This window comes from Psychrobacillus sp. L4 (genome assembly GCF_042944905.1).
In the GTDB taxonomy this organism is placed as follows: Bacteria; Bacillota; Bacilli; order Bacillales_A; family Planococcaceae; genus Psychrobacillus.
The window spans coordinates 1,633,725-1,649,975 of the sequence record NZ_CP168496.1 but is presented as its reverse complement, the minus strand read 5'-3'; the positions used below and the strand labels follow the sequence as shown (position 1 = coordinate 1,649,975).

The window sequence follows — 16,251 nt, the reverse complement described above, 5'->3', positions numbered from 1 at the left end:
TCATACATTCAATAAGCCATGTTTTGTCTCTACGGTACTCAAACGGTGCTTTACCTCGTACGATGTAGATGGCAATCATCTATCTACAGAATTACTTCTGTTCTTCTATCCGTTCAATTCCTTCAAGAAAATGCCCCTACCATAATTTGGGTTTCTCACTCGTGGGGTTTACCTCGTTCCACCTGTATAGTTTCCTATACAGCTACGTCACTGTGGCACTTTCAGAGATTTTCAGCCATATCCCATAATAGAACTTAGGCCTTCATCCCGCCGTCAGCTAATCTAGCTGCCTTAGTTTATTTTTTCACTAAGCACGAACACTACATTCATCGCAGAATTGTGTGAGCATGGACTTTCCTCTACAATGTCTAGCATTGCAGCGATTGCCCGAATATATAAGTGGTATTTCTAGTATATACGATGTATTACCTAGTTACAATGCTTATCAATTAATATAATTATTCGTACAATTTACTTCCAAAAACATGTTTTTCTAAATGAGATAGTCGTTTTAATATATCAAAATTAGTTGCTCCTGTTTGTGGAGCTTGTTGAACTCTTTTAGGAACTTCTGTTAATTCCTCTTTTAATTGTTTGTTTTCTAGTTGAAGTTGGGAAATTTGTTTTTCAAATGCCTCATAATCTTGAATAATATCATCTAAAAACATATCAACTTCTTCTTGGTTATAACCTCTTAAGCCTGTTTTAAATTCTTTTTCTAGTATCTCCGAAGCCTTTAATTTCATTTCCATGCGGTATCTTCCTTCCATCTACATTTCGCTAACAGTATTATAGCATAACGATGTCGATTAATGGAGTATTTTAAGGCATTTCTAGGCGCTTTTTGTTAGCTTGTGCGGTTTCCCGGGAAATAGTTAATTTCCGAATTATTCTCTCCTTTCTTTTTTGTAAATCTTCTTTTATCTTCAACAGTTTCAATGGTGACCCATCATAAATATTATTAGCCAAATAAACTGTGCATTGTAAAGTAATTTCTAAAGCTAAGGCAAAATCCTTATTCTGATGTTCATATAGTTTCGCCAGTTCTACGTAAACTTCATATCGAAATTTCCCGTCTATTCCCTTTAAGGATTCTTGAAAAGCTTGAATACTTTCATTAAATAACTGCTTTCTTTTTAAATGTAAGCCAACATAATAATAAGCTAAGCTCGCTTCTTCATTTGGAAATTGATTTACTACAAATTGAAACCAGTCGTAGCTTGCTTGCTTTGTTTTTAAATCTTGAAACCACTTCCCAATATTCGTATAAGTCACTGCAGATTCTACAACATCTTTTTCTTTCAATAAGTCCACGGACAATATATATAATGTGACTAAAGAAAGAATATCCCATTCATTGTGTTTTAACACTTTCATTAAGTTAACAGGATTACCGCTTTTAACAGCATCAAAATATATGATAGGAGCAAGATGTCCAGGTATATCATCTTTTCTAATAAATCCTAACTTTTGCTCTTCTACTTGCTTTAACTTGAACCTCTCCAAATCACCTTTCCAAATTCGCTTGGAAGAGTGCATCAAATCAATTTGAGCAAGTTGTTTTAACTTTGGAAGTAGGTTTCTGTTCATTGTCCATCTCGTAACCAATTGAGGTAGATCAAAGCTCTTACCATTATACGTAATAATTGTTTGTGCTTTTTCTCTCCAAAACTCAGTAGCATATAAAAAAGCGACTTCTTGGTCGGGATTTGCAAGAACATACTGCCTTAAAAGAAAACCTTGATCCGTTTTTTTTAATATTCCATTCAAAAAGATAAGCACACCTGTCCCCTTTAGCCCCGTTGTTTCTGTATCATAAAATGAATATAAACTTTCTGGAGAAATGGTTAGGGGATGATTTGGATAGTGCTCATGCATATAATTTATAGCACTTGAAAGTTTACTTAGTGGAATATTTCCATGTATATACTGCTCCGGATAAAACGTTTCTTTAACAAAAAATAATCCTTGTTCATTTTTCACTAGCTTTAATCCTTCATTGATCCATGCGTCCGTATAAGAAGGAAGCGCATGACTACGCACTTCCTTTTTTGTTTGTTCATTGGGAGGATTCTTTTTCACTAGCCCCTTCATTTGCATTAGTTTCTTTTCATAAGACATTTTCTTTTACCTGCAGATAGTAAAGTAATTTCAATACTTCCTTTTTCAAATTTAACGAGGCATCTTGCGCACCAATACATGCTGGACACCCATTTGTACAAGAACATTTTTCCACTTGCTCCGTTACTTTTGGAACTAACTCATTCCATAAGTCAAACATTCTTTCGGACAACCCAATTCCTCCAGGATAACTATCATAAATATAAAAAGTTGGTTTTTCCATATTGATTGACTTTACTTGAGGGACTACATGAATGTCTTTTCCATCACAATGAATAAATAAAGGGATAAAGGCATGCAATGCGTAAGCTACACCTGTCATTGCATCCGAAAGCAAAGTATCCGTCCAACCTGTTGGTTTTTCGAAGCTAAACCAAGTAGAAGAAGTATGCAATTCTATCGGGGGTAAATGAATTTTCCCAGATCCAATATTATCATGTGTATCAAATTTGATTTTTTTGAAAATAGTTGGTTGAGCTAATACAATTATATCTCCATAGGACAATATTCCATCATTTGTTTCTTTTTCTTTATCTTCACTCAATACTTTTAACTCTATCGCAATATTGGCATCAGTGAAATAATCCACATCCACTTCTCGAACAAACGCTTTCTTTTCTTCCCAATCTAATTCTTCTACTTGAAATTGTGTTCCTTGATGCAAATAAATTGCCTCTTCATGAAGTAAAGTCATTGCACTATATTGATCCATCTCACCTATTACACGTGTTCTTGTTGGTACCGAATGATCAATAATAATGACGTTTTCTTGGGAAGCAGAACGTAAGCTAATATTGCTAGCCGGAAAACTTTCAGACATCCAATGCCATTTCTCAGCAGTTTGTAATAAAACGCCCTCATCCTCTAAAAATGCAAGTAATTCCTGCACAGAAAATTCCGCATAGAAATCCTGCGTTGTAAAAGGCAATTCAAAAGCAGCACATTTTAAATGATCCATTAAAATAATAATATTTTCAGGGTGAATTCTTACTTCTTCTGGAGATTGCCCAAGGAAAAACGCAGGATGATTTACAACATATTGATCAAGCGCTGTAGACTGCGCAACATAAATAATTAGTGCTTCGTCCTGTCTTCTCCCCGCCCTTCCTGCTTGTTGCCAAGCACTCGCAATATTTCCAGGGTATCCTGTCATAATACATGCTTGTAATTGTCCAATATCAACACCTAACTCAAGTGCATTGGTACTTACAACAGTTCGAATGATTCCCTCTCTCAGCCCTTTTTCGATCGTTCTTCTTTCGGATGGCAAATAGCCACCTCGATAACCACGGATGGATTGATCATTAATCTTTTTACTTACCAATGCTTGTAAATAAGTAACGAGCATTTCCACTCGCACTCTACTTTTTGCGAATATAATCGTTTGAATTCCATTCACATATAATTCCTGCGCTAGGTCTCTAACTTCTAATACTGCACTCCTTCTCACATTAAAAACAGGATGGATCACTGGTGGATTATAAAAGACGAAATGTTTTTTACCGGCAGGTGCACCATTTTCATCGATTAATATATGCGACGTATTCGTTAATGATTCCGCAAGCTCTTTTGGGTTTTTAATCGTTGCGGAGGTACAAATAAACTGTGGGTGACTTCCGTAAAAAGCACAAATTCTTTGCAATCGTCTAATGACGTGTGCAACATGACTACCAAAAACACCTTTATATGTATGAATTTCATCTATCACGATATATTTTAAATTTTCAAATAAAGAAACCCATTTTGTATGATGTGGAAGTATTCCGGAATGCAACATATCGGGATTCGTTAATACAATATGACCAGACTTTCTAATTTTCTGTCGAATACCAGGTTCCGTATCACCGTCATAAGTGTAGCTTAATATCTCTTCCTCACTGGCTTGTATAAGTGCATTCAAATCACTTTTTTGATCTTGTGCCAATGCCTTTGTTGGAAATAAATAAATGGCTCGCGAGGTAGGATCGTCTAATATAGACTGGAGAACTGGAAGATGATAACAGAGAGATTTTCCTGAAGCCGTAGGAGTGATAGTCGTATATGATTTACCAGACATTGCAGCATCAAATGCCTGTCTTTGGTGTACATATAATAGTTTCACTCCTCTACTAATTAATGCTTTTCGTAAGGAGACATGCATCTTATCCGGAAAAGGTGCATATTTTGCTTGCTTCTCTTCTGTTGAATGAACATGCATTATGCTCGAATTGCGATTTTCATCTAATTTCCAATCATCTAATAATTGTCGTATGCTTTTCTGCTTATGCATGCTCATCCCCCACTTCCTTTATCGCCTGAATAATCGTTTCAAATGTGTATTTTGTAGAATGGACTGATTTTAAAAAACGCTTTTTACTTGTTCCTTTATAATAAGATTGAACAATAAATTGCTCCATAGACTCAAGCAAAGAATCCACTTGACTTGGATGAACATACTTAGGTCTTTTCACTTGAATCCACGATCGTACTAGTTCTTCCCATTCATTCAATAGTGCATCTACTTTATATGCATGTGGTTTAACGTCTTGGAAAAAATCTGGGTCCTTATCTTCTTCTCTATATGATTCAAAACGGATGATACAATCATCACACTCTTTTAATAGCTGCGTACTTAATTCTAATAACGACAAAGTAATCCCTCGCATTCTAGTAATAGTTTAGCAAATTTCAAAGCATATTACTAGCTTCAACGAACATACATTCCTTATAGTTTATTTTCAATTTTTTCTATTTTAGCTAGTAGATGAAAAGATGTTTTGCTAAAATTTTCCTCAAATTTATCTTGTTCTTCATGTAAACGATTTTCAAGCAAGTATTCTAATAGCTCTAATTGGTCAATTAAACGTTCAATTTTATTCATCTTAATTCCTCCCTTTTTAGAGTATGTTCCTTTTTTCTAAGAGAATACCTTCCCTAACGACAAACGTTCTTTCAAAAGGACAAAACTAGTGATGGGTCGACAAAGAAACTGTAACAAAGACGTCAACCCCGTAACGTCTACTAACAAGTTTTGCACTTAAAAAGGAAACTAAAGCACACGGGAATTTGAGAAGACAGCATTTTTTTATTACGAGTAATATAGAACGGATTTTTTATATACTGTGTCTTAAGAAAGTTACCTCTAGGATTTTCGCTGCAGGACGGACGCTTTCCGTGGGGTGAGCGATGCCCCATCACCGACGCTATGCGTACGATGTGATGGGGCATCTGTCTCACTCATCCCACAGGAGTCGCCGCCCTTTCGCTACAATCCACTAGAGCTTGCTAGTTATTCTGAGTTGGGTAGTTGTGTATAAAAAAGGAGAAGAATAGTTTTTTTCAACTAAAAAACTTCTCTTTTTTCCAACTAAACGTCTCAAAATTCCAACTAAATATTAAAAAGTGCCACAAGAATAGAGTTTTTTTGTTAGTACGCGTTATAAAGAGTGTGTGCAATTAGTCAGTGCCATCTCACGCCAAGTTAAAACTTTATTATAAGAAATTTGTCGCATTCATCACGTGATTTGTCTCGTTCATCCATTTATAGGATTTCAATTTAGATAATACAGTTAAGATTGAAAAGTAAATAGTGACACTGCATAGATAGCAAATATGCTAGATTGCAGCGGCAGGCGGCGACTCCGAAGGGATCAGGGAGACAGATGAGACCGCACAAGCGGCGCACATGCGACGGTGCTGGCTCATCGCTCCCCCCTTGGAAAGCGTTCGCCTAGAGCGGAAATCCCGGCGGTCACTATGAGGCATTATACAAACAATGCGTTCTTTGCCCCACTTAATAAGGGCGATGGTAGTTTATATAGATGCTGCATAGATAAAGTTAAGCGATAATTCACTGATGATTTTTAGCTGATCAACAGACCTGATCCAATATGAAACTAAATCTGTATAGTTAACGTCTACTTAACTTGTGATAAACTTATAGCATAAAGAGGTGATCTTCTTGGCTATTCATTATCCAAACGGAAAAGCATACGAGCCCAAAAAAGAACTGTTAAAAATAAGTAAAAAGGATTATTCCTTCAGTAATAGGGGTAAAACTTTAGAAGATGAGCTAAGCGAAGCGAACGAATATTACCTTTCTAATGATATTGCTGTTATATACAAAAAACCGATTCCAATACAAGTCGTGAAAGTTGACTATCCAAGTAGAAGTGGGGCTGTTATTAAAGAAGCATACTATCGTACACCATCTACAACTGATTTTAATGGTGTGTACCAAGGTAAATATATTGACTTTGAAGCAAAAGAAACGGAAAATAGAACAGCATTTCCATTAAAAAATGTTCATCTCCATCAAATGGATCATATGAACAGAGTATCGAAACAAAACGGCGTTTGCTTTTTACTCGTTCGTTTTTCTGCATTTGATCGTTATTTTTATTTACCATTTGCGCAATTACAATCGTTTTGGGAAAGAATGCAAGCAGGAGGTAGAAAATCTATTGCATTAACTGAATTTGAAGAACAAGCGATAGAAATTACCCCAAAATATGCGCCAAGAATTGATTATCTTAAAATAGTTAATAACTTGAATGCATAAAGTGAAAGTGAGGAGACGTTTATGAGTGAGCAAAAAAGAACTCGTGAACAACGAAGAAAAGAATTACAACAAAAAAAACACAAAAAACCCTTAAAACTATGGTTTAAACGTATTATCATTACCGTTTGCATTTTAGGTGTTCTTGGACTTATCGGAGGAGGTTCCCTTTTCGCTTATTATGCAAGCACTGCACCAAAATTAGACGAATCATCCTTAAAAGATCCTATTAGTCCAAGACTATTGGATGCAAATGGAGACTTATTCGCAACTGTTGGGTCGGAAAATCGAGAATATGTCCCATTTGATAAAATCCCACAACAAATGGTAGATGCTATTATCGCAACAGAAGACTCCCGTTTTTATCAACACAATGGTATCGATTTCTTGCGATTAGGTAAAGCGGTTATTGCTAACTTTACAGGTGGATTTGGTGCTCAAGGTGCTAGTACGATTACACAACAAGTTATTAAAAACTCTTTCTTAAAAAATGAAAAAACATTGAAACGAAAAGCTCAAGAAGCTTATCTTGCTTTACAATTAGAACGTAAGTATGATAAAAATGAAATCTTTGAAATGTATTTTAACAAAGTATTAATGTCAGGAAGAATTTATGGATTCGGAACAGCTGCAGAGTATTTCTATGGAAAAGAATTAAAAGATTTAACACTGGATCAGTTTGCTGTACTTGCTGGTATGCCGCAAAGTCCAAATAATTACAATCCATTTAAAAATCCTGAACTTGCTCAAAAACGTAGAAATATTGTTCTTCATTTGATGAATTTACATGGCAAAATTACGGACGCTGAAATGAAAAAGGCACAAGCGGTTCCTATTGAAAATTCTCTACTTCCTGAAGATCAACGCATTGCTAAGAATAATTCTAAATATGATGCATTTATCGATATCGTATTAGATGAGTTAGAAAAAAATGGAGACGGCGATTCCATTGCAGATGGAATTACGATTTATACAACACTTCAACCAAATGCTCAAAAGCAAGTCGAAGCAAGTCTAAACTCAGATATATTCCCGAATAAAGAAATTCAATCAGCCGTTGCGGTTATTGATACGAAGACTGGAGCAATTGCTGCTGTCGGCGGAGGAAGAAATTACGGAGCGGAACGCGGATTTAATTACGCACAAGACATGAAACTTAGATCCCCTGGTTCTACTATCAAACCTTTGCTGGATTATGGTCCTGCAATTGAGTTTTTAAAATGGTCAACCGGACAAACAATTGTGGATGATAAAATTACGTATACCAATACGGATCAAGTAATTAGAAATTTTGATGGAAAATATAAAGGTGCTATGACAATGCGAGAAGCACTTTATAACTCTCGAAATGTACCTGCTGTGAAAACATTAAAAGAAGTAGGCACAAAGAATGCAAAAGAATTTATCAATCGTTTTGGTATTGATATTGGAGATGTACACGAAAGTAGTGCAATTGGTGGAACCTCGAAGTCAATGTCACCAATTCAGATGGCTGGAGCATACGCTGCTTTTGGTAATAATGGCGTGCATACAGAACCATACTCTATCAAAAAAATTGTCTACCGTGATGGAAAAACCGAAAAAGATTATCGTCCTAAATCAGTTCCAGTTATGAAAGACTCGACCGCATATATGGTGACAGATGTTTTACGAGATGTTTTAACAAAAGGAACTGCAACAAAAGCAGCGATAAGCGGATTAGACATTGCTGGTAAGTCAGGTACATCCAACTATGATTCAAATCAAATTAAACAATGGAACTTACCAAGTAGTGCGTTTCCAGATGTTTGGTTTGCGGGATATACAACAGATTATTCTATAGCAATATGGGCTGGTTATCCCGAATTAAAAACGCCAATGACCACAAATGAAGAACGTTATTTACCGCAACATATCTTCAAAGAAGTGATGACTAATATTTCAAAAGGAAAAAATACGGCTCGGTTTAAGAAGCCTAATTCTGTAGTTGAAGCAACCATCGAAAAAGGTACTAATCCACTTAAATTAGCAAGTGAATTTACACCAGATGACTTGAAGCAAACGGAATTATTTGTCAAAGGTACGGAACCAACTACTGTATCTGATGAATACGAAAAACTGGAATTAAACGCACCGACTAATTTAAAAGTGGATTACGATAAAGAATCGTCCTCCGCAACATTATCATGGGACTTTGATAAACCAAAAAATAAAGAAGTTAATGTTAAATATGAAGTATCCGTAGCAATTAACAATGGGCCTAGTCAAATACTTCAAACAACTGATCAAATGGGCTTAGTTATCCAAAGCTTAATCCCGGGTAGTTCGTATGTATTCACTGTTACCGCCATTTCAGATGATGTCCGAAGTGAACCTGCTTCCATTTCACTTACTATAGAAGCAGTAGTGGAAGAAGAACCTGTAGTAACGCCACCCGAGGAACCAATTATAGATGAAAACGAAGGCGTCCCGAATAATAATGGCAATGAAAACAATAATGGAAATGGTAATGGGAACAATGGTAATAATGGGAATGCAAATAATTCAGGCGGAGATCAATCTGGAACTAACCCTGATGATACTACTAATCCTGATGGCACAACTGGTTCAGGAGAAAATTCCAGTTCAAACCCATAATTTATTTTAAAGCTGGCTGGATCTAAGTCGAACTTTTTGGCTTAGATTCAACCATTTTATTTTTTAACCAAAATTCTAAGAAAAGCGTAAGCGTCCTTTAAATGCATCTGGTCTACACTGTTACCGAAAAAGGCTCGTGAAGTGACCGCGTCACTTCACGAGCCTTTTTCGGTAATCTTATAGCGGAGGTTTGTCCGTCACCCTCTTGGTTTGTGCAAAGACATTATGCATAAAGATTGGATAATAAGTGATAAGATGCTGTCCTACATTACTAAAAGCGGACGAAGAGTCAATTTCGTCCGCTCAGCACTTCTTTATGAGTGAATGCTATCTATTTTTTGTTTCCACCTTTTTTAAACATCTGCCAACTAATCCATATATACTTTGGACAGTAAAAGTAAAAAACAATCCAGGTCAAGTGGTTGTAAGAGTAAAGGCATTACTTATAAACGGTAAACAGAATCCATCTACATATACAGAATGAAGACAAAAAGTTTCCGGGCTGTCCAACTTTCCCGAAACCTTTTAAATATAAACTAATTTCTCCTAAACAGTATCTAGATTTTTTTGACATCACTTGTATTTTTCAAAAAACCCTAATCTATGTGTATCGATTAGGGTTCTAAAATACTATTTATCTATTTGAATCTTAATTGAAATTGGTTCAACATCCATCTGAACATTTAATGCAGCATAAGACCCGACTTGATCAATTTTTCCCCAGAATCCTTCTGTTGTTTTCATTTTTCTAAATGTAAATTTAAATCCATTTCCTTTTTTGTCATCATCCAGGTCAAACCATAACGCTTCTGCTTTAGTTGCTTCATTATCAATTAAATCTTCCGTTAGAACCGTTTTTAATACTTGCTTGCCAAAGATACCCATTGCAATTGGATTTTTACTGTAATATTCGATTCCTTTGGTTGTTTTATGAAGCTTATTCAACGTAAAAGTTCCATCCTTAATATTGAAACGATCGCCTTTTTCCAAATAATGCATTGTTACGTTATTCATGGCAAAGCGTTTCCCTTTTGGTGCTGTCGACCCTTGCAGATCAACAATTAATAAACCACTTGTACCAACGACTTCAATACTGTCGTCTGCTCCTGTATAAACCATTGCCGAATTTTCATCAATTCCAAATCCATATCGTGATTTGTTGTATTGAGTTGCGACAAGCAAACGACCAAAACGGCCGCGTTCTAGAAAATGCTGGTCTACAATCCCATGAGTAAAGAACCCTAAACCTGTCGTGAGAAAAAGTTGATCATCACCAGTGTCCTGATCAAAGTTCTTAAGTATATGAACCCCATTAGTTAAGGCTCCTACGCTCGTTCCTGAAGCAATCATAGGGTTACTCATAACTGCAGCCCCAGCACTTGTTCCACCAAGGACCGCCCCGTTTTCATATATTTTTCTAATTGCTTTTAATACGACTGTATCTTTTCCGTCTGCCGTCACTAATGTTTTAATATGACGTAATTGGTCACCACCGACAAACCAAATCGCATCAAACTCTTCTATTTTTTTCGCAATTTCAATATTGTTTCCGTTATCTTTCCAAGTCGATTCGTCAATCTCCTTTGTCAACGGGTCATCGATTAAAGCAATTGGCGCGGTATAGATGTTATCTACCGGGACGCCATAACGGACGAAATCTTCTTTGTATCCATCAGCACTTTCAATAGGAACAGCGCTAGCAGCAGGGATTATCGCAATCTTTACGTCCTTTAATGCTTTCCCTTTGTATTCTTGGGCCAAGGTCAAGAATTTTTTGTAAACTGCCTCATTATCGGAACTTAATGCACCACCTACAATAACGAGAGAACCACTAGTTTTTGGAAAACTACTTTGAGTTGCTTCTGCTTGAAATGAAAACATGTTTATTGAAAACATCGTTAATACAAGGACAAAAATAATCGATAATTTTCTCAACTTTAACCCCTCCATTTCTTCTTATTCAAATGTCCCTTTTACAATTACCACTTTATTTTGAACCATCAATTGCCCCTTAGCTATGACACTATCAATTTCAAGTGTCCTTTTATCTAGGAGGACAATATCAGCATCTGACCCTTCCTGGATTCTCCCTTTATTTGGTAATTTGAGGACTTTGGCCGGATTTAATGTTATGACTTGTAGTGCCACTTCTAATGAAATCCCTTCTTCTAGGACCGCGTCACGTACTTCTTTATATAAAGAAGAAACAGATCCAACTTCAAGTCCAATTAACTCTCCCTTTCGGTTAAATGTAGGTAAACTTCCTTGGCCATCGGAGGAAAAAGTAATATTTTCGATGGAAACCCCTTCATCAAGCATCTTCTTCAACCCTTTACTGGACTTTACTTCTCCTTCCTCTAAAAACTGCGGAACAGTACTCGTTGTTAAATCAACATATCCTCCATTTAAGGCATATTGAATTCCAGCAATAAATAATTCCTCTGTCCGGTTTATATGAGTCGGATGAAAATGAGAAATGGGAATATTGGTCTTATTAACAACTTCCTCTAGCAATGAAAGCTTATCTTCTCCATCACCGACATGAATTTCCAATAGTCCAGCTTTTCCTGATAAAATCCCTCCGTTTCGTGCGGCAGATGCAATTTTTGCAATTTCGTTAAACGTTGGTTCAGACGAGCGATGGTCAGAAATGGCAATTTCCCCGACTCCGATTATTTTGTCAATAAATATGATATCTTCTTGTATCTTGTTTGTTAATGTTCTTACCGGCAACTGATACGAACCTGAATGTATATAACATGTTACACCTTCTTCTTCTAAGCCCCTCGCTTTTGCGAGCAGACTTTCCATTCGTCGTGTCGTACCATCAGTTCCAAGAAGTCCAATAACCGTAGTAATGCCCGCTGTAGTTAAATTAGTTAAGGTCAACTCAGGGGTTCGAGTCTTGAATCCACCTTCCCCACCCCCGCCAATGATATGAACATGGGCATCTATAAATCCAGGAACAACAAACTTTTCAGAAGCGTCAATCACCTTAATTGCAACAAAATCTTGTGGATTTTCGATGACCTCTTTGACATAGCCTATTTTACTATCAACTACTAAAATATCTTTCTTTCCTAAATAATGAGGTGCATACACTTCACCATTTTTAATTAAAGTCAGCACAAATTTTCTCCTCCTTAAGTTACACTATCGATGTCTCTATGCTAAAATGGACCGTAATTTATGGCATGCGCAACAATAACTGCAATTAAACCAATTACAAATTGGATAATGACTAGCGGAAGAACCCATCTTGCCCACTTCGTCCAAGGAATCCCGGCAATGGCTAAGCCGGCCATTAATGTACCTGCAGTCGGGAAAATAATATTTCCAATTCCGTCGGCAAATGAGAACGATAAAACAGCTGTCTGTCTAGTAATATCAAGCAAATCCGCTAGCGGAGTCATAATTGGCATTGTTAACATTGCATGACCGCTTCCTGAAGCTAAAATGAAATGAATCAACGTTTGGAATCCATACATACCGATGACACTGATCGTTCCTGGTACATGTTTAATTGCTTCGGATACTCCATGAAGCATAGGGTCGACAATATGCCCTTGACTTAATACAACCAATGTCGCTCTCGAGACACCTATAATTAAAGCACCTGTTATTAGTGCAGCAGATCCACTCATAAAGTTTTGCACCAGATTATCAATTGATAATTTGCCGAATATCCCTACAACAATCGTTAAAATAATAAATAAGGCAGCAATTTCGGAAAGATACCATTCGAATTTAATAACACCATACGCCAGAACAACATAGGTTAAAAGAAACGCTCCAAGAATAAGCTTGTGTTTAGTTGTAAGTCTTACATTGGATTTCAACAGTTTATCTGCAGCTGACTTGTCGTAATTTCCGTAGAAACCTAATTCAGGGTTTTTCTTTACTTTCATTGCATAGCGATAGACAAATATAACAGAAACAAGGTAAACCACCACAAACAAGACCAGACGTAGTCCTATTCCTGAAAAAAGAGGCAATTCCGCAATCCCCTGAGCAATCCCTACTGTAAATGGATTCATTACAGCTGTTGTAAAACCTGCAGCTGCACCAAGCAATACTATTGCCATACCCGTGATCGTATCAAATCCAAGGGCTAGTGCCAGCGGGATTAATAGGGGTATGTAGGCAAGGCCTTCTTCCGCCATCCCCATTAACGATCCCCCTGCAGCAAAGAATAGCATCATGATGGGAATTAATAGCTTTTCTCGTTTTTGCAGTTTTCTAGCCATCGTAGCGATCAATACATCAATTGTACCAGTTGCCTTAAGGACACCAAAAAAACCACCAATGATTAATACAAAGAAAATAATTCCTCCTGCTTCAACCATCCCCTTATGGAGAGCCTTAAACATATCGAATGGGTAGACTGGCGAGGATTCAATCCATTTAAAGGAATCCGCTTCTACAATAGTCCGACCATCCACTTCTACACGATTGTATTCTCCTGCAGGTAAAATAAATGTTAAAATCATGGCTACTACTACAACAAAGAATAATAAAGCAAATGCATTAATTTGAACCGGCTTTCTTTTCCCTGTAATCATTTCTCCATTTTTACCCAATTCACTCATCTTCTCATCTCCCTTTTTAATTTTAAAGCGATACATTTTATATATATGCAATTTTTGTGCCAACTCGAAGAACGCATTAATTCTGAAAATTGGATTTATTAATTAATTCAATTGGTCTTTTTTGGTTCTATTTGGTGCTATAATATAACCTAAAAGAACACTATTTAAAAAGGAGACTTCGATGGTCAAACAAACAATTACATTAATAGCAGGAAGTACCCAAACAAAACAAGTCTTATATGAACAGCTTCAACAATTATTAGGAGATTATGTTCAAATTACAAGTTTTGCATCAATGATTGGACTTCCAGCTCAATTGAATGCTGATTTTTTTCTGTTTTCATCTGAAGTTACGAGAATAGAAGCAACTGAGATGTGTCATTTAACGGGCAAAGAAATGGTTGTCGGCAAACGAACGGTCCATCATCAATTTATTGATCAGCTTTTAAAAATCCCACAACATTCTAATGTACTGATTGTGAATGATGATGATTTTGCTACGATCGAGCTCATTGAATCACTTTATCAGCTGGGTATTGATCATTTCCAATACGTACCATTTAAAAGGGAACAGTTATTTTATAAAAACATTGATATCGCTGTTTCTCCTGGGGAGTCTCATCTTTGTCCTCCATCTATAAAAAATGTGATTGATATTGGCGTTCGGTTGTTTGATATGGCAACTATTTTAAAGATAGTAGAATACTTCGGATTAGGCGAAAAAATTTCATCATTAATTTCAGAAAGATATATTCGTAACATTATTGATCTACAACGAGAACTATCAGTTGCAGAACAAAACGCTAAACATTTGAGTCAACATATTCAAAATGTTGTAAACACTGTCGATGACGGTATTTTAGCGATTAATCATCATCAGAAAATCACCGTATTTAACCGTCGCTTAGAAGCTCTTTTTCATTTATCTGTAGATGAGGTCATACACAAACAGTTAGAGAAGGTTATCGCCAGTCAGGAGATTATTGATTTTATCCTCCATAGCAATGAAGAAAGTAAATTCTTTACGATATACGGCGTGGATCTAGTTATATTCCGACATCAAATGGAAACAGAAAATACAATTGTAGCGACATTTAAAAGCATTAATCAGGCGTTTGAAGTAAAAAAAATGGCACAGCAGGAGTTAAAAAATAAGGGTTTTTATGCAAAATATAATTTTGGTGATATCGTTGGAGATCATCCAGTACTCAAGGATAGTATACAAATAGCAAAAAAACTTGCCCTCTCGGAGCATCCAATCCTAATTCAAGGGGAAACAGGAACGGGGAAAGAATTATTCGCCCACTCAATTCATCTTCATTCAGTGAGAAAAAATGGACCATTTATCGCAATCAACTGCAGTGCTTTAACAGAAAGTTTGCTAGAAAGTGAATTGTTCGGGTACGAGGAGGGAACTTTTACTGGAGCTCAAAAAGGTGGGAAAAAGGGTTTATTTGAATTAGCGGATAATGGAACGATTTTTTTAGATGAGATTGGAGATATTAGTTTAACAGTTCAATCCCATTTATTAAGAGTTCTTCAGGAAAAAGAATTGAGGAGAATAGGAGGAAGAAAAGTAATTCCTCTAAATGTCCGGGTCATTGCTGCAACTAATAAAAATATTCAAACCAAATCACAGGAAGGAACGTTCCGTTCCGATTTGTTTTACCGTTTAAATGTTCTTACCCTTTCTGTTCCGCCGCTTAGAAAGCGGAAAATGGATATACCTTTACTAGTAAAACATTTTATTACAAAAAGCGGAAAATGGGTTAAGGTCGAAGAAGAGGTCCTAGAAAAGCTTCGGAAGCAAGAATGGTTTGGCAATATTCGTGAATTAAAAAGTACGATTGATTATATGCTCACCATCTGTGATGGCGACAAAATTGAGTTAAAGGACATTCCTCATGACCGCTTTCAAAACAAAGATATTCAAGATATTATTACAAGTTTTCCAGTCCCTGAGAATCTATTAGAAATGCATGAATATCTATTCCTATTAGAAACTATTAAGCAATGTAACGATAATGGCAAACCCGCAAGTAGGCAACTTATCTCACTGAGTAGTGAAAAAAAAGGGCATTTCCTTTCGCAACAGCAGGTTCGACGAAGATTGAATTCTTTAGAGCTCAATGGTTTCATTACAAAAGGAAGAGGCAGAACTGGTACAAGAATCACAACAAAAGGAGCTGATTATTTACATTTTCTTGAAGATAATAAAGGAACTTAAGTCCATTCTATACCCAGGTTCCTCATAAAATTTAATTATTATTCTTTTAAATCTCTAAAACAAAAATGTATCTTTTTCTTTTATTGATAGAATATCTTGAATAAGTGTTCCACTACAAGCAACATTAATTTGCTGAATACCCTTCCTATTCTAGCTATCAA

At 36.3% G+C, this 16,251-nt stretch carries 11 protein-coding genes and 1 other RNA gene; 3 read left to right on the top strand and 9 right to left on the bottom strand.

The features are described from left to right. Positions 1 to 7: 7 nt before the first annotated feature. The 6 genes from rnpB to ACEPXG_RS07720 form a co-directional block, all read right to left on the bottom strand. Positions 8 to 395: RNase P RNA component class B (gene rnpB / locus ACEPXG_RS07745), an RNA gene on the bottom strand. Between the two features lie 63 nt (positions 396 to 458). Next, positions 459 to 752, bottom strand: coding sequence for a cell division regulator GpsB (gpsB, locus tag ACEPXG_RS07740; RefSeq protein ID WP_151699679.1), 294 nt, complete (start codon positions 750 to 752; stop codon positions 459 to 461). A gap of 70 nt (positions 753 to 822) precedes the next feature. Next, positions 823 to 2,121, bottom strand: a complete 1,299-nt coding sequence (locus tag ACEPXG_RS07735; protein ID WP_391209047.1) for a ribonuclease H-like domain-containing protein — start codon at positions 2,119 to 2,121, stop codon at positions 823 to 825. Then, positions 2,111 to 4,390: a DEAD/DEAH box helicase gene (locus tag ACEPXG_RS07730; protein WP_391209045.1), complete on the bottom strand. Its 2,280-nt coding sequence runs from the start codon at positions 4,388 to 4,390 to the stop codon at positions 2,111 to 2,113. The genes ACEPXG_RS07735 and ACEPXG_RS07730 overlap by 11 nt, the downstream gene beginning before the upstream one ends. Then, a complete protein-coding gene (locus ACEPXG_RS07725) occupies positions 4,383 to 4,751 on the bottom strand; it encodes a YppE family protein (protein WP_391209043.1) in 369 nt (122 codons plus the stop codon). The genes ACEPXG_RS07730 and ACEPXG_RS07725 overlap by 8 nt, the downstream gene beginning before the upstream one ends. A 74-nt stretch (positions 4,752 to 4,825) precedes the next feature. Further along, a complete protein-coding gene (locus tag ACEPXG_RS07720) occupies positions 4,826 to 4,981 on the bottom strand; it encodes a hypothetical protein (RefSeq protein WP_192797505.1) in 156 nt (51 codons plus the stop codon). A gap of 1,080 nt (positions 4,982 to 6,061) precedes the next feature. On the opposite strand from ACEPXG_RS07720, the gene recU reads away from it, so the two are divergent. After that, positions 6,062 to 6,661 carry a Holliday junction resolvase RecU gene (recU, locus tag ACEPXG_RS07715; protein WP_391209039.1) on the top strand — a complete coding sequence of 200 codons (600 nt, stop codon included), beginning with the start codon at positions 6,062 to 6,064 and terminating at the stop codon, positions 6,659 to 6,661. A gap of 21 nt (positions 6,662 to 6,682) precedes the next feature. Then, a complete protein-coding gene (locus tag ACEPXG_RS07710; RefSeq protein ID WP_391209037.1) occupies positions 6,683 to 9,274 on the top strand; it encodes a PBP1A family penicillin-binding protein in 2,592 nt (863 codons plus the stop codon). A 630-nt stretch (positions 9,275 to 9,904) separates the two neighbouring features. On the opposite strand, the gene ACEPXG_RS07705 is transcribed toward ACEPXG_RS07710, so the two are convergent. From ACEPXG_RS07705 to ACEPXG_RS07695, 3 genes are read right to left on the bottom strand one after another with little or no spacing between them, the layout of a single operon-like run. Beyond that, positions 9,905 to 11,209, bottom strand: a complete 1,305-nt coding sequence (locus ACEPXG_RS07705; RefSeq protein ID WP_391209035.1) for a cyanophycinase — start codon at positions 11,207 to 11,209, stop codon at positions 9,905 to 9,907. 21 nt (positions 11,210 to 11,230) lie between these two features. After that, positions 11,231 to 12,403: a beta-aspartyl-peptidase gene (gene iadA / locus ACEPXG_RS07700; RefSeq protein WP_391209033.1), complete on the bottom strand. Its 1,173-nt coding sequence runs from the start codon at positions 12,401 to 12,403 to the stop codon at positions 11,231 to 11,233. A gap of 41 nt (positions 12,404 to 12,444) precedes the next feature. Next, positions 12,445 to 13,863 (bottom strand): YfcC family protein, encoded by a 1,419-nt coding sequence (locus tag ACEPXG_RS07695; RefSeq protein WP_391209032.1) that lies wholly within the window; start codon positions 13,861 to 13,863, stop codon positions 12,445 to 12,447. Between the two features lie 181 nt (positions 13,864 to 14,044). Between ACEPXG_RS07695 and ACEPXG_RS07690 the strand changes: the two genes are divergently transcribed. Continuing rightward, positions 14,045 to 16,090, top strand: a complete 2,046-nt coding sequence (locus tag ACEPXG_RS07690; protein ID WP_391209029.1) for a sigma-54 interaction domain-containing protein — start codon at positions 14,045 to 14,047, stop codon at positions 16,088 to 16,090. The last annotated feature ends 161 nt before the right edge of the window (positions 16,091 to 16,251 follow it).

Bases quoted from the DNA above. Each gene is read 5' to 3' on its own strand.
- gpsB (WP_151699679.1), bottom strand. From the start codon at position 752: ATGGAAATGAAATTAAAGGCTTCGGAGATACTAGAAAAAGAATTTAAA.
- ACEPXG_RS07735 (WP_391209047.1), bottom strand. From the start codon at position 2,121: ATGTCTTATGAAAAGAAACTAATGCAAATGAAGGGGCTAGTGAAAAAG.
- ACEPXG_RS07730 (WP_391209045.1), bottom strand. From the start codon at position 4,390: ATGCATAAGCAGAAAAGCATACGACAATTATTAGATGATTGGAAATTA.
- ACEPXG_RS07720 (WP_192797505.1), bottom strand. From the start codon at position 4,981: ATGAATAAAATTGAACGTTTAATTGACCAATTAGAGCTATTAGAATAC.
- ACEPXG_RS07710 (WP_391209037.1), top strand. From the start codon at position 6,683: ATGAGTGAGCAAAAAAGAACTCGTGAACAACGAAGAAAAGAATTACAA.
- ACEPXG_RS07695 (WP_391209032.1), bottom strand. From the start codon at position 13,863: ATGAGTGAATTGGGTAAAAATGGAGAAATGATTACAGGGAAAAGAAAG.
- ACEPXG_RS07690 (WP_391209029.1), top strand. From the start codon at position 14,045: ATGGTCAAACAAACAATTACATTAATAGCAGGAAGTACCCAAACAAAA.